This window comes from Streptomyces sp. NPDC048734 (genome assembly GCF_043198675.1).
In the GTDB taxonomy this organism is placed as follows: domain Bacteria; phylum Actinomycetota; class Actinomycetes; order Streptomycetales; family Streptomycetaceae; genus Streptomyces.
The window spans coordinates 165,207-177,990 of the sequence record NZ_JBICUZ010000008.1; the positions used below are offsets into that span (position 1 = coordinate 165,207).

The window sequence follows — 12,784 nt, forward strand, 5'->3', positions numbered from 1 at the left end:
GTAGGCCGGGGAGGCCGGGGAGGCCGGGGAGGCCGGGGAGGCCGGGGAGGCCGGGGAGGCCGGGGAGGCCGGGGAGGCCGGGGAGGCCGGGGAGGCCGGGGAGGCCCACGGCTCCGGCGGCTCCGGTACCTCCGGCGGTGAGGTCGTCGAGTTGATCCGGTCGGTCAACGGGCCCGTGCGCGACCTCGCGTTCTCTCCCGACGGGGCCTGGCTGACCTGGTCGCATCCGGGGATCGGGCGGTCACTGCGGCAGATCAAGATGGGCCGGATCTGCGGACCGGGCAGGGGCGACGCACTGATCGTCGACGTGACGAACGGGCGCTTCGAGGACGAGAACCCGGTCTTCACGCGCGACGGCCGCTATCTCGCCTTCCTCTCCTGGCGCGGCTTCGACCCGGTGTACGACGTCCACACCGGCGACCTGTCCTTCCCGCTCGGCTGCCGTCCCTACCTGGTGCCGCTGAACTCCGCGACCCCGTCCCCCTTCGCCCTCACCCCCGAGGGACGGCCGGCCGCCGGCGGGCTCGACCCGGCCGAGGACGAGGGCGGCGACGGCACGGTGAGCGTCGAGGTCGAGGGGCTGGCGAGCCGGGTGACACCGTTCCCGGTGCCCGCCTCCAAGTACTCGGCGCTGTTCCCGGTCGCGGGCGGCGGTCTGGTCTGGCTGCGCTGGCCGATCTCCGGGGCGCTCGGCGAGACCTTCGCCAACCCCGACGACACCAGCGGCCGGCCGACCCTGGAGCACTTCCACCTCGGCAAGGCGAAGAGGTCCGAACTCGTCGGGCACCTCGACTGGTTCGCGGTCAGCGGCGACGGCAGCCGGCTGGTCGTCGTCGACGAGGGCGAGCTGCGCGCGGTGCCCGCCACCGAGTCCGGCGACCTCGACTCCACGGTCTGGATCGACCTGCGCCGCATCCTCCACGAGGTCGACCCGGGCGCCGAGTGGCGGCAGGCCTACGCGGAGGCGGGCCGGCTCATCCGCGCCTACTTCTGGGACCCGGGGATGTGCGGCATCGACTGGGACGCGATCCTGGACCAGTACCGGCCCCTGGTCGAACGGGTCGCCTCCCCCGACGAGTTCGCCGACCTGCTCCGGGAGGTCCTCGGCGAACTCGGCACCTCCCACGCCTACGTCACCGCCGCCCGCCGCAACGAGGGCCCTGCGCACTACCAGCGCCGGCAGGGCCTCCTCGGCGCCAACCTCGCCTGCCGGGAAGGCCGTTGGATGCTCAAGCGGATCCTGCCCGGCGACTCCTCCGACTCCAGGGCGCGGTCACCGCTGGCCGGGACCGGCATCCGCGAGGGCGCGGTGCTCACCCATGTCGACGGGCGGCCGGTGGACCCGGTCACCGGCCCCTTCCCGCTGCTGGCGGGAGCGGGCGGTACGACGGTGGAGCTGACGTTCACCCCCGCCGAGGGCGAGAGGGGGCGGACCCGGCGGGTCGCCGTCGTCCCCCTCGTCGACGAACGGCCGCTGCGCTACCAGGACTGGGTCGCCAAACGGCGCGAGGTCGTGCGGGAGTTGAGCGGCGGACGGTGCGGCTACCTGCACATCCCCGACATGGGCGGCTCCGGCTGGGCCCAGTTCAACCGCGACCTGCGGATGGAGGTGTCCCGGCCCGCGCTGATCGTGGACGTCCGCGGCAACGCGGGCGGGCACATCAGCGAACTCGTGGTGGAGAAGCTGACCCGCACCATCCTCGGCTGGGACCTCACCCGCGACGCCCAGCCCGTGTCGTACGCCACCGACGCGCCCCGCGGCCCCGTGGTCGCCCTCGCCGACGAGGCGACCTCCTCCGACGGCGACATGATCACGGCCGCGTTCAAGCTGCTGAAGCTCGGGCCGGTGGTGGGGCAGCGGACGTGGGGCGGGGTCGTCGGCATGACCGGACGGCACCGGCTCGGCGACGGGTCGGTCATCACCGTGCCGATGAACGCGGCGTGGTTCGACGCCTACGGGTGGTCCGTGGAGAACCACGGCGTCGCCCCCGACCTGGAGGCGCTGCGGACCCCGCTGGACTGGGCGGAGGGGCGGTACGCACAGCTCGACGACGCGGTGTCGCTGGCGCTGGCCCTGCTCGAGACGGAGCCGCCGGCGTCCCCGCCGAGCCTCGCCGACGTCCCCGACCGGTCCCGCCCCCGGCTGCCTCCGCGGGGGCGTTGAGGGTGCGTCGCCGGGTGCCGGCCGGCGGCGCCCACGCGGCGGAGCCGCATGTCGCCACAGCCCCGCCCCCCCGGGTGGGATGCCCTGCCGTGTCCGCATGGTTGCCGCGCCCTTTGTGCCGACGGCGACCGCGACTCCCCAGGGGCGCGGGGAACTGCGCGACCAGCCCTCACCGGCCGGCACCCGGCGACGCACCGGCACCGGCAACACGAGCGCGGGGTGCCCCCCTTGACGGAGGGCACCCCTGTGCGCTCAAGCCCAGCGGCAGCGTTACCGCATCGCCTCGGGGTCGAAGTCCGCGTCGTAGCGGTCCTCCTCGTCCCGGATCGTGCGCTGCGGGTCCCGCTCGTGGTCCCGGACCGTGCGCTGCGGGTCCTGCCCGCGCTCGTGCTCGCGGTCACCACGCTGACGGCCGCGCTCCGCGGCACGTTCCTTCGTCTCGTCCATCTTCTGCTTGGCCTTGTCCTGCCACTGCTCGGCCTGGTCCTGGAACTTGTCCTTCATACCCATGTGGGTTCACTCCCGAATGAGGGTGAGGGGGATGGCCCTCGGTGGGGCCTCGACCAGATTCACACGGCAGGACATTCCGCGCATTTCGATCAACTACGCTGCGTAGCGCGGGCTTGTTCGTCGGCCGCGCCCCCCGCTCCGACCAGGCCCGTCCGCATGCCCCGCAGCCGGGGCTCGAACCGCTTCATCTCCCGCTGCCCGACCGTCCCGACGATCCCCGGCAGATATCCGCGGATCCCCTGCATCCCGCGCAGCCACCACTGGCCGTACACGTGCGGGGAACGCCGCTCGATGCCCGCGACGATCCGGTCCACGGCCGGTCCGAGCGGGTACGTCTTGTTCGACGGCCAGGGCAGCCGCTGCCGCAACTCCCGCATCACGTCCTCCTGATCGGCGCCGCGCACCATGTCGGTGTCGGTCCAGGACAGGTAACCGACGCCCACTCGCACGCCCTTGTGGGCGACCTCGGCGCGCAGGCTGTGCGCGTACGCCTCCACACCCGACTTGGAGGCGCAGTACGCCGTCATCATCGGGGCCGGGGTGATCGCCGCGAGGGAGGCGATCTGCAGGAGGTAGCCGCGGCTCTCCGTCAGCACCGGCAGGAAGGCGCGGGCGGTGACCGCCGAGCCGATGAGGTTGACCTCGATGACCCGGCGCCAGGCCTGCGGGTCGGAGTCGGCGAACGGACCGCCGGTGGCCACGCCCGCGTTGGCGACCACGATGTCCACCTTGCCGAAGCGCGCCTTCACCTCCTGGGCGACCCGGGCCATCGCCACGTGGTCGGTGACGTCGGCGTACCAGTGGTCGGCGTCGCCGTGCAGCCGCTCCGCGACCGCCTTGAGCGCGTCGGGCTCCAGGCCCACCAGCGCGACGCTCGCCCCGCGCGCCGAGAGCTTGCGCGCGAGCAGCTCGCCGACGCCCCGTGCCGCGCCGGTGACGACCGCGACCTGTCCTTCCAGGCTCACCTTGCTCATGCGCCCTCCTTCGTGGCTGTGTGGGTGGTGACGAGGTCCCGGATCGTGCCGGTGACCAGCTCCGGTGCCTCCACCGGCGTCATGTGGCCGACTCCGGGCAGCACCGTCAGGCCGGCGCAGACCGGCAGGGCCTCGGCGAGCCGGCGGGCGTGCACGGGTGGGGTCATCCGGTCCGCCGACCCCACGATCACGGCCGTCGGCACCCACAACTCCCTTACGGCGTGGTCGAGGTCGAGCAGGTCGAGGACGTTCGACCAGGCGTGCCGGACCCGGCGCGGGCAGGCGTGCACGATCCGCGCGCAGGCCTCCACCATGTGCGGGGCCGAACCGGCGCCCATCGTGGCGTACTTGAGGATCCGGCGGGCGAGCGGCGTGACCGGGCCGAGGGGGGCCCGCGAGCCGAGGACGTGCCCGGTCAGCCAGGTCCGCAGCCGGCCCGGCCGCATCGGTACGACGGTGGACTCCGCGACCAGCCGCGAACTGCCCGTGCTGCACAGCAGGACGGCCGCCGCGTGCGCACGGAACGCGGGCCGCGCGGAGGCGGCCATGACGGTCATGCCGCCCATGGAGTGCCCGGCGACCACGGCCTTCTCGCCCGGCGCGAGGGTCGCGCCGAGCACGGCCTCCAGGTCGTCGGCGAGCATGTCCGCGCTGCACACCGGGCTCGCCGGGGAACGGCCGTGACCGCGCTGGTCGTAGGCGATCACCCGGTGGTCGGCGGACAGGGCGCGGATCTGCGCCGCCCAGAACGCGGTCGAGCAGGTCCAGCCGTGCGCGAGGACGACCGCCGGGGCGGAGTCCGGGCCGTGCACCTCGACGTGCAGCTCGGTGCCGTCGGCGGAACGCGCGGTCAGGACCCGGGCCGGGGCGGGCGGGGCGTACGGGCCGAGGGCGACGGGGGCCGTCACGCGGTCACCTCCGGCCGCTCGCCGCGGCCCGCCACCTCGGGAGCGGCCGTGGCAGCCGTCTCTTGGGCGGCCGGGGCGCGCAGGATCTCGTACTCGGCGAGGTCCACCCGCCGGGTCGCGCGGCGGAACTCGCCCGTGGTGCCCGGCCAGACGGTGGTGTTGCGGCCGTTCGCGTCCAGGTACCAGCTGGTGCAGCCGCCGGTGTTCCACACCGTGCGCGTCATGCGGTCCTGCACCCGCCGGTTCCAGGCGCGCACGGCGCCGGGGCGGGCGTCGAGGGCGGCCCGGCCGCCCAGGACGTCCAGCTGGCGGAGGTAGTCCGCCATGTAGTTCAGCTGGGACTCGATCATGAGGATCATGGAGGAGTTCCCGAGGCCGGTGTTGGGGCCGATGATCGTCATCCAGTTGGGGAACCCGGCCGCACTGGCCCCGCGCAGGGCCTCCATGCCGCCCTTCCAGCTCTCCGCGAGGGTCCGCCCGTCGGCGCCGACGACCCGCTCGGCGATCGGCATGTCCGTGACGCGGAAACCGGTGCCGAAGACGATCGCGTCGACCTCGGCCTCGCTGCCGTCGGCGGCGACGAGGGTGCTCCCGCGGATCTCGCGCAGCCCGCTCGCCACCACGTCCACGTTGGGGCGGGTGAGCGCCGGGTAGTACTCGCTGGACAGCAGGATCCGCTTGCAGCCGATGCGGTAGTCCGGGGTGAGCTTGGCGCGCAGGGCCGGGTCCTTGACCGCGGCGGCCATGTTCCGCTTGGCGAGCCGCTCGACGAAACCGAGCTGTTCCGGGTGCTTGGTGAAGGCCTGCACCTGGAGTTCGCGGATGCCCCACAGGAGCCCGCGGCGGGCCTGCGCGGTGAACGGCACCCGCTTGTGCAGCCGGCGCTCGGCGCCGCTGATCGCCCGGTCCATGCGGGGCATCACCCACGGCGGGGTGCGCTGGAAGAGGGTGAGGCGGCCGACCTGCGGCTGGATCGCGGGCACGATCTGGATGGCCGAGGCACCCGTGCCGACCATGGCGACGCGCTTGCCGGTGAGGTCGTAGTCGTGGTCCCAGCGAGCGGAGTGGAAGACCCTGCCGGGAAAGGAGTCCAGGCCGGGGATCTCCGGGATCCTCGGATCGGACAGCGGCCCGGTGGCGGAGACGACGACGTCGGCCGAGAGCCGCCCCGCGGCGGTCTCGATGTCCCACCGCAGCCGCTCCGGGTCCCACGCCATCCGCTCGACCTCGGCGCCGAAGCGGATGTGGGGGCGCAGCCGGAAGACGTCCGCGACGTGTTCCAGGTAGGCGCGGATGTGCTCCTGCCCGGAGAAGGTGCGCGGCCAGTCGGGGTTGGGCGCGAAGGAGAAGGAGTACAGGTGGGACGGGACGTCACAGGCGCACCCGGGGTAGCTGTTGTCCCGCCAGGTGCCGCCGACGCCGCCCGCCCGTTCCAGGACGACGAAGTCGGTGATCCCCTCCCTGCGCAGCCGCACCGCGGCCCCCAGTCCGCCGAACCCGGACCCGATCACCGCCACCCGCACGTGTTCGTGCTCGGTCATCCCGACGCCTCCCTGCCTCGCGACACTGCGACAACTCCGCGCATCTACGACTCTGCCAGTGAATACTGGCGCAATCGGAGCGTAGAGCAGCCCCGTACCGATGGGTAGGGGGCGGAGGAGACAAGTTACCGCCGGTACGGCATAGGCTTCCCGGGTGACGGACAAGCGGGAGTACCGGACGGAGGAGCTGGCCAGGGAGGCCGGCATCACGGTGCGCACCCTGCGCTTCTACCGTGAGCGCAAACTGCTCGCGCCACCCCGGCGCGAGGGCCGCATCGCCTGGTACGACGACCACCACCTGGCCCGCCTGCGCACCATCGCGGCCCTGCTGGAACGCGGCCACACCCTGACCGGCATCGCCGAACTCGCCGACGCCCTCGACCACGGCCGCGACGTCGCCGACCTGCTCGGCGTCGGCGGCCCCACCGAGGAGGAACCGGTCCGGCTCACCCCCGAGGAACTCGCCGCCCGGTTCGAGGGCCAGGTCACCCCGGAGAACCTCGCCGCCGCCCTCGACCTCGGTTACCTGGGCACCGACGGCGACGAGATCGTCCACATCAGCCGCCGCCTGCTGGACGTCTCCGCCGCCCTGGTCCGCGAGGGCATCCCCCTCGCGGAGGTCCTCGCCGCGGGCGCCCGCGTCCGCGAACACGCCGACGCCCTCGCGGAACTCTTCACCACGGCGATCCTGGCCCACGCCGGCGAGGAGGACCTGCCCCGCCTGCGCCCGCTGGCGCGCAGCGTGGTCGACGCGGAACTGTCCCTGGCGCTGGACCGGCGGTTGCGGCGGGTCCAGCGTCCGTAGGCCGGGCCGGGCCGGGCCGGGCCAGGGCGAGGGCAGGAGCCGGGACCAGGGCCGGGGCCTCAGAGGTCGTAGACCACCGTCACCGGCGCGTGGTCCGACCAGCGCTCGCCGTGCGTGGCCGCCCGCTCCACCAGGCCCTTCACGGCCTTGGCCGCGAGGCCGGGGGTCGACACCTGAAGGTCGATCCTCCATCCCGCGTCGTTGTCGAAGGCCCGTCCCCGGTACGACCACCACGTGTACGGGCCCGTGACGTCCGGGTGCAGGGCGCGGACCACGTCGACGTAGCCGCCGTCCGCAGGTGCGAGGACCCGGGTCAGCCAGTCGCGTTCCTCCGGGAGGAAGCCGGAGGACTTCTGGTTGGCACGCCAGTTCTTCAGGTCGGCCTGCTGGTGGGCGATGTTCCAGTCGCCGCAGACCAGGACCTCGCGGCCGTCGGCGGCGGCGCGTTGGCGCAGGTCCTTGAGGTGGGCCAGGAACTCGCCCATGAAGCGGAACTTCTCGTCCTGGCGGTCGGTGCCGACCTCTCCGGACGGGAGGTAGAGGGAGGCGACCGTCACACCCGGCAGGTCGGCCTCGACGTAGCGGCCGGCCGTGTCGAACTCGGCGGAGCCGAAGCCGACGCGGACGGCGTCCGGCTCCCGGCGGGTGTAGAGCGAGACGCCCGCGCGGCCCTTGGCGGCGGCGGGCGCGTGGGTGACGTGCCAGCCCTCGGGGGCGCGGACCGTCTCGGGCAGCTGCTGCGGTTCGGCGCGCACCTCCTGGAGGCACAGCACGTCGGCGGAGGTGTCGGCGAGCCACTCCACGAAACCCTTCTTCGCGGCGGCCCGCAGCCCATTCACGTTCACGGAGGTCACCGTCAGCAAAACACTCTCCCAGACCTCACGGGTGACCCGATGGAAAGGACACGTTGTCCTAGGTCACGGTCAGCACCCCGGCACGATACCGGCACACTGGACGAGGTCCAGTTCCCTGTCCGCCGACTACTGATGCATGGATGTACTTTGAGCAGCATGAATATACGTCGGGTCGCCTTCGACCACCCGGACGCCGTCAAGCTCAACGACGAGGTCCAGGCCGAGTACCACGAGCGCTACGGCGACGGCGGTGACGCCACGGTGCTGGCGCCCGCCGACTTCGACCCGCCGCGCGGCGTGTACCTCATCGCCTACGACGAGCTGGACCGGCCGGTCGCCACGGGCGGCTGGCGCAGCCAGGACGAGAACGGCGAGGGGAACCGGGACGGGGACGCCGAGCTGAAGCGGATGTTCGTGGTCAAGCAGGCGCGGGGGCGCGGGCTGGCCCGCCGGATCCTGGCCGAGCTGGAGGAGGACGCCCGCGCGGCCGGGCGGCTGCGCATGGTGCTGGAGACCGGCACCGAGCAGCCGGAGGCCATCGCGCTGTACACCTCCAGCGGCTACGAGCCGTGCGCCAAGTTCGGCTACTACCGCTTCCACGAGGCCAGCCGCTGCTACGCCAAGCCGCTCAGCTCCTGAGGTCGGCCGGGACCGCCGGCGTCCTGCGGCGGGCCGCCGCCGCGCACGTCGTCCGGGGAGAACCTCACTTGAGGAACGTCAGGACGGCGAGGACCCGCCGGTTGGCGTCGCCGGAGACCGACAGGTCGAGTTTGGCGAAGATGTTCGAGGTGTGTTTGATGACGGACCGCTCGGTGATCACCAGGGACTGGGCGATCGAGGCGTTGGAGCGGCCCTCGGCCATCAGCGCCAGCACCTCCCGTTCGCGCGGGGTGAGCCGGGCGAGGGAGCCGGTGGGGCCGTTGCTGTCCTTGGCGAACAGCTTGGCGACGACGTCGGGGTCCATGGCGGTGCCGCCTGCGGCGACCCGGCGGACGGACTCCACGAACTGGTCGGGGTCGAAGACGCGGTCCTTGAGGAGGTAGCCGATGCCGCCGCTGCCGTCGGCGAGCAGCTCACGCGCGTAGAGCTGCTCGACATACTGGGAGAGGACCAGCACCGGCAGGCCGGGAACCTGCCTGCGGGCCGTCAGGGCGGCCTGGAGGCCCTCGTCGGTGAAGGTGGGCGGGAGGCGTACGTCGACGATCGCGACGTCGGGCCGCTCGTCGACGAGGGCCCGTAAGAGGCCGGGCCCGTTGTCGACGGCGGCCACGACCTCGAAGTCGTACGCCTCCAGCAGCCTGACCAGGCCGTCGCGCAGGAGGAACAGGTCTTCGGCTAGGACAACGCGCAAGGGATCTCCAGGGTGAGGATGGTGGGTCCGCCCACCGGGCTGTCGACGGCGAGCACGCCGTCGAAGGCGGCGAGGCGGCGCTCGATGCCGCGCAGGCCGGTGCCCCGCGAGGGGTCGGCCCCGCCGTGACCGTCGTCGCCGACCCGGGCGCGGATTTGTCCGTCGGCGTACCGGAGGTCGACGGTGACGTGGGTGGGGGCGGCGTGCTTGGCCGCGTTGGTGAGGATCTCGGAGACGGCGAAGTAGAGGGCGGACTCGACGGGGGCGTCGGCGCGGCCGGGCAGTTCGGCGGTGACGGAGACGTCGAGCGGGCTGTCCAGGGCGAGGGCGCGGACGGCGTCGACGAGGCCGCGGTCGGCGAGGACCGGCGGGTGGATGCCGCGGATCAGGTCGCGCAGCTCGTTCAGGGCGCTGGCGGAGGCCTTGCGGGTGTCGGCGAGGATCGCGCGGACCGCCTCCGGGTCCTTGGCGAGGAGTTGCTCGGCGACACCGAGGTTCATGCCGAGGGCGACGAGCCGGGCCTGGGCGCCGTCGTGCAGGTCTCGCTCGATGCGGCGCAGTTCGGCGGCGGAGCTGCTGACGGCCTCGGAGCGGGTGCGGGTGAGGTGCAGGACCTTGCGTGAGGTCCCGGTGGGGGCGAGGAGGGCGCGGGCGAGTCTGGCGTGGTCGCGCAGGGCGGCGGGGGCGGTGAACAGGCCCATCAGGACGAGCGGAATGCCCATGCCGGCCGCGTACAGGGCCGACCGACCGTCCGTCACTTTGACGAAGGTGTACCAGTTGTTGCCGCCGCTGCCGGAGATGTCCTCCCACAGGAACGGCATCAGCAGACCGAGGACGCCGTACGCGATGAGGGCGAGCGGCATCAGGACCATGAGGATCCCGACGACCGGGTTGACCAGCGTCCAGGCCAGGTCCCGCCAGGTCGCGGGGTCGGTGAGGATCCACTGGGTGCGGGTCCACCAGCCCTTGAGCCCGCCCTCGCGGGGCGGTTCCGGCAGGTACGGCTCGGGGATGCCGCCCTCCAGGCGGGCGCCGGCCAGCCGACGCGTGACGTTCACCGTGCCGCGGGCGGCGAGGGCGGCCGCCGGGACGAGGAAGAGGCCGATGCCCGCCCCGAGCAGGGAGATCGCGGTCACCAGCAGGGAGAAGAAGAGGACCTCGGCGAGGGCCAGCCCGGCCAGTGGGATCCCGGCGACGGCGGCACGCGCGTCCTTGGCGATACTCATGACCCAACTCCTCGGATCCGGCGGCCCGTTGCCGCCCCACGTGTTACATCCTGGTGGGCCACGTGCCGCCGATCACGGGATTATCGTCCCCTCCCGGGGGGTGTACCTGGGTACCCCCCGGACACCACCCAGGGCCCTGGGACGCGACGGCCGCGGCGGGTGGAATCGACGGCATGACGAGCCGAGAGCGAATCCTCATCGTGGTGGCGGCCGTGGTGACCGCCGTCCTGTTCCTGGTGAACCCGGCCGCCGCGGACGGCCGTTCGGGCCCCGGCGCCGGCACGGGCATCACCGCCGGTACCGGTTCCGGCACCGCCGCCGGTACGGCGTCCGCGCGGCAGGGCGGGAACCTGTCCGCGCTGCTGGACGACCTGGTGCCGGAGCAGCTGGCCGAGTACCGGATCCCGGGCGCCTCCGTCGTCGTGGTGAACCGCGGCGGCCGGACGCTGACCAGGGGTTACGGGCTGGCCGACGTCGAGCGGGGCGTGCGCAGCGACCCGCGGCGCACCGGCTACTTCATGGCCTCCGACGCCAAGCTGTTCACGGCGGTCGCCGTGCTCCAGCAGGTGGAGAGGGGCGGGCTGAGCCTGGACGCCGACGTCAACCGGTACCTGACCGCCTTCAAGATCAAGGACAGCCACCCGGGCCGTCCGGTGACCGTCCGTCATCTCCTCACGCACACAGCCGGGTTCGACACCAGCGTCCTGGGCCGTGGCGGCACCGTGCCCGCGCCGGCGGGCGCCCTCGGCGAGAGCCTCGGCAAGCACCAGCCCCGGCGGGTACGGCCGCCCGGCGAGGTGGCCAGCTACGACAACTACGGTGTGGCGCTAGCCGGTCACCTGGTCGAGCAGGTCACCGGGACCCCGTTCGCCACCTACGTCGACGACGCCGTCCTCACGCCCCTCGGCATGACCCGCACCACCTTCGCCCGGCCCGACGCCCGCACCGCCGACGCCCTCGCCCTCGGCTACCGGCCCGACGGCGGCCGGCAGCGCGCCGAGGACGGACAGTACGGCGCCTGGACACCGACCGGAGCGGGCGCCGTCACCACCGCCGCCGACATGGGCCGCCTGATGGGCGCCCTGCTCGACGACGGCGGCCCCGTCCTGACCCGCGCATCCACCCGCGCCATGCTGCACCGCCAGTTCGCCAACGACCCCCGGCTGCCCGGCATCGGCTACCTGCTGGAAGAACGCCGGCGGGCCGGACAGCGGCTGTGGGTGAAGGACGGCGACCTGCCCGGCTTCCACGGCAACCTGGCCCTGTTCCCCGCGTCCGGAGTCGGCGTCTACGTCGTCTACAACGGCGACGGCGTCGACGGCAGCGCCTCCTACGCCGGACAGGAACTGGTCGACCGGGTGGCGGACCGGCTCGGTGCCGGCGGCGAGGGGTCCGCGGCCGCCCCCTCCGCCACCGGCCGCGGCGACGCCGACGGCAGGCCCCCGGCCGACGCCCCGGCGCGGCCCACCCGGCAGGACAAGGCCGCGGCCTCCCTCTACCGCGGCTACTACCGCACCACCCGCACCAGCGCCTCGGACCTGACCCGGGTCGCGGCGCTCACCTCCTCCGTGCACGTCACCGCGGACGCCGACGGCACCCTGGCCACCACCGGCCTGGCCCGGGACCCGCGGGTCGGCGAGCAGTACTGGGTGCCGGTAGCGCCGGGCGTCTTCCAGGAGCGCGCCGGGCAGGACCGGATCGCCTTCCGGGACGGCCGGCTGGCCCTGGCCTCCGACCCGTCCCAGGTCTTCGACAAGCTCGCCCGGTACCAGTCGCCGGCCCTGCACCAGCAGGCCCTGCTGGCCGGCCTCGCGGTCCTCGGCGCGACCCTTCTGTTCCTGCCGGTGGTGGCGTTCGTACGGCGTCACCGGGCCAGGGCGCCAGGCGGCCGGCTCGCCTGGACGCTGGCCTGGCTCACCGGCGCGATGCTGGCCACGGCCACCGTGTGCTTCGTCCGGCTCACCGGGGACGGCAACGCCCTCAACCGGACCGTTCTGGTGGGCGACTCGCCCCTGCTGACCCTGATCCCCCACCTGGTCGCGGCCGCGGCGGCGGCAACCGCCCTGCTCCTGGTCTGCACGGTGCTGGCCTGGTGCCGGGGCTGGTGGCCGGTGGCCGGCCGGATCACCTACACCTGCCACACCCTGGCGGCGACGGTCGTGGTCGGCCTGGGCGCCGCGTACGGACTCCTGCCGTGACGGGGCCGGGCCCCACGCGGTGAGCCCGCACCCGGTGGAGCCCCCGCCGGCCTCGCCGACAGGGGCTCCGTGTCAGCTTCCGTGACACACCGGCACATGGCAGAAGGCCCGTTCCTGATATCAGGAACGGGCCTTCATGATGCGTGGACCTGTGGGGATTTGAACCCCAGACCCCCTCGATGCGAACGAGGTGCGCTACCGGACTGCGCCACAGGCCCTTGCAACGAGTGAAACTCTAGCATCCCCGTCGGGG

At 73.5% G+C, this 12,784-nt stretch carries 10 protein-coding genes, 1 tRNA gene and 1 pseudogene; 4 read left to right on the plus strand and 8 right to left on the minus strand.

Annotated elements, in window-relative coordinates; genetic code table 11:
* Positions 1–127 precede the first annotated feature (127 nt).
* Positions 128–2,164 (plus strand): annotated as a pseudogene (locus ACGFQC_RS22185) (S41 family peptidase); the annotation flags it as partial.
* Between the two features lie 270 nt (positions 2,165–2,434).
* Here the strand turns inward: ACGFQC_RS22185 and ACGFQC_RS22190 are convergent.
* The 4 genes from ACGFQC_RS22190 to ACGFQC_RS22205 form a co-directional block, all read right to left on the minus strand.
* Complete coding sequence (locus tag ACGFQC_RS22190; protein WP_363086614.1) at positions 2,435–2,674, minus strand: hypothetical protein; 240 nt, start codon at positions 2,672–2,674, stop codon at positions 2,435–2,437.
* An 89-nt stretch (positions 2,675–2,763) separates the two neighbouring features.
* Entirely contained in the window at positions 2,764–3,648 is an 885-nt protein-coding gene (locus ACGFQC_RS22195) for an SDR family oxidoreductase (RefSeq protein WP_363086615.1), read from the minus strand.
* Positions 3,645–4,556 (minus strand): alpha/beta hydrolase, encoded by a 912-nt coding sequence (locus ACGFQC_RS22200; RefSeq protein WP_363086616.1) that lies wholly within the window; start codon positions 4,554–4,556, stop codon positions 3,645–3,647. Before ACGFQC_RS22200 ends, ACGFQC_RS22195 begins: the two co-directional genes overlap by 4 nt.
* Positions 4,553–6,097, minus strand: coding sequence for an NAD(P)/FAD-dependent oxidoreductase (locus tag ACGFQC_RS22205; RefSeq protein WP_363086617.1), 1,545 nt, complete (start codon positions 6,095–6,097; stop codon positions 4,553–4,555). Before ACGFQC_RS22205 ends, ACGFQC_RS22200 begins: the two co-directional genes overlap by 4 nt.
* Positions 6,098–6,251: 154 nt before the next feature.
* On the opposite strand from ACGFQC_RS22205, the gene ACGFQC_RS22210 reads away from it, so the two are divergent.
* Positions 6,252–6,902 (plus strand): MerR family transcriptional regulator, encoded by a 651-nt coding sequence (locus ACGFQC_RS22210; protein ID WP_363086618.1) that lies wholly within the window; start codon positions 6,252–6,254, stop codon positions 6,900–6,902.
* Between the two features lie 59 nt (positions 6,903–6,961).
* Here ACGFQC_RS22210 and ACGFQC_RS22215 read toward each other — a convergent pair whose 3' ends face one another.
* Positions 6,962–7,765, minus strand: a complete 804-nt coding sequence (locus tag ACGFQC_RS22215; protein WP_363086619.1) for an exodeoxyribonuclease III — start codon at positions 7,763–7,765, stop codon at positions 6,962–6,964.
* A gap of 147 nt (positions 7,766–7,912) precedes the next feature.
* On the opposite strand from ACGFQC_RS22215, the gene ACGFQC_RS22220 reads away from it, so the two are divergent.
* On the plus strand, positions 7,913–8,395 hold the full coding sequence (locus ACGFQC_RS22220; protein ID WP_363086620.1) for a GNAT family N-acetyltransferase: 483 nt from the start codon (positions 7,913–7,915) through the stop codon (positions 8,393–8,395).
* 64 nt (positions 8,396–8,459) lie between these two features.
* On the opposite strand, the gene ACGFQC_RS22225 is transcribed toward ACGFQC_RS22220, so the two are convergent.
* Together ACGFQC_RS22225 and ACGFQC_RS22230 are read right to left on the minus strand one after the other, a co-directional pair.
* Positions 8,460–9,107 carry a response regulator transcription factor gene (locus tag ACGFQC_RS22225; protein WP_363086621.1) on the minus strand — a complete coding sequence of 216 codons (648 nt, stop codon included), beginning with the start codon at positions 9,105–9,107 and terminating at the stop codon, positions 8,460–8,462.
* Positions 9,092–10,333 (minus strand): sensor histidine kinase, encoded by a 1,242-nt coding sequence (locus ACGFQC_RS22230; protein WP_363086622.1) that lies wholly within the window; start codon positions 10,331–10,333, stop codon positions 9,092–9,094. Before ACGFQC_RS22230 ends, ACGFQC_RS22225 begins: the two co-directional genes overlap by 16 nt.
* Positions 10,334–10,506: 173 nt before the next feature.
* Between ACGFQC_RS22230 and ACGFQC_RS22235 the strand changes: the two genes are divergently transcribed.
* Complete coding sequence (locus ACGFQC_RS22235; protein ID WP_363086623.1) at positions 10,507–12,531, plus strand: serine hydrolase domain-containing protein; 2,025 nt, start codon at positions 10,507–10,509, stop codon at positions 12,529–12,531.
* 144 nt (positions 12,532–12,675) lie between these two features.
* On the opposite strand, the gene ACGFQC_RS22240 is transcribed toward ACGFQC_RS22235, so the two are convergent.
* Positions 12,676–12,749 (minus strand) — tRNA-Ala (locus tag ACGFQC_RS22240).
* Positions 12,750–12,784: the final 35 nt, after the last annotated feature.

Excerpts from the sequence above, each read along its gene's own strand:
- ACGFQC_RS22190 (WP_363086614.1), bottom strand. The coding sequence starts at position 2,674 with ATGGGTATGAAGGACAAGTTCCAGGACCAGGCCGAGCAGTGGCAGGAC.
- ACGFQC_RS22195 (WP_363086615.1), bottom strand. The coding sequence starts at position 3,648 with ATGAGCAAGGTGAGCCTGGAAGGACAGGTCGCGGTCGTCACCGGCGCG.
- ACGFQC_RS22205 (WP_363086617.1), bottom strand. The coding sequence starts at position 6,097 with ATGACCGAGCACGAACACGTGCGGGTGGCGGTGATCGGGTCCGGGTTC.
- ACGFQC_RS22220 (WP_363086620.1), top strand. The coding sequence starts at position 7,913 with ATGAATATACGTCGGGTCGCCTTCGACCACCCGGACGCCGTCAAGCTC.
- ACGFQC_RS22230 (WP_363086622.1), bottom strand. The coding sequence starts at position 10,333 with ATGAGTATCGCCAAGGACGCGCGTGCCGCCGTCGCCGGGATCCCACTG.
- ACGFQC_RS22235 (WP_363086623.1), top strand. The coding sequence starts at position 10,507 with ATGACGAGCCGAGAGCGAATCCTCATCGTGGTGGCGGCCGTGGTGACC.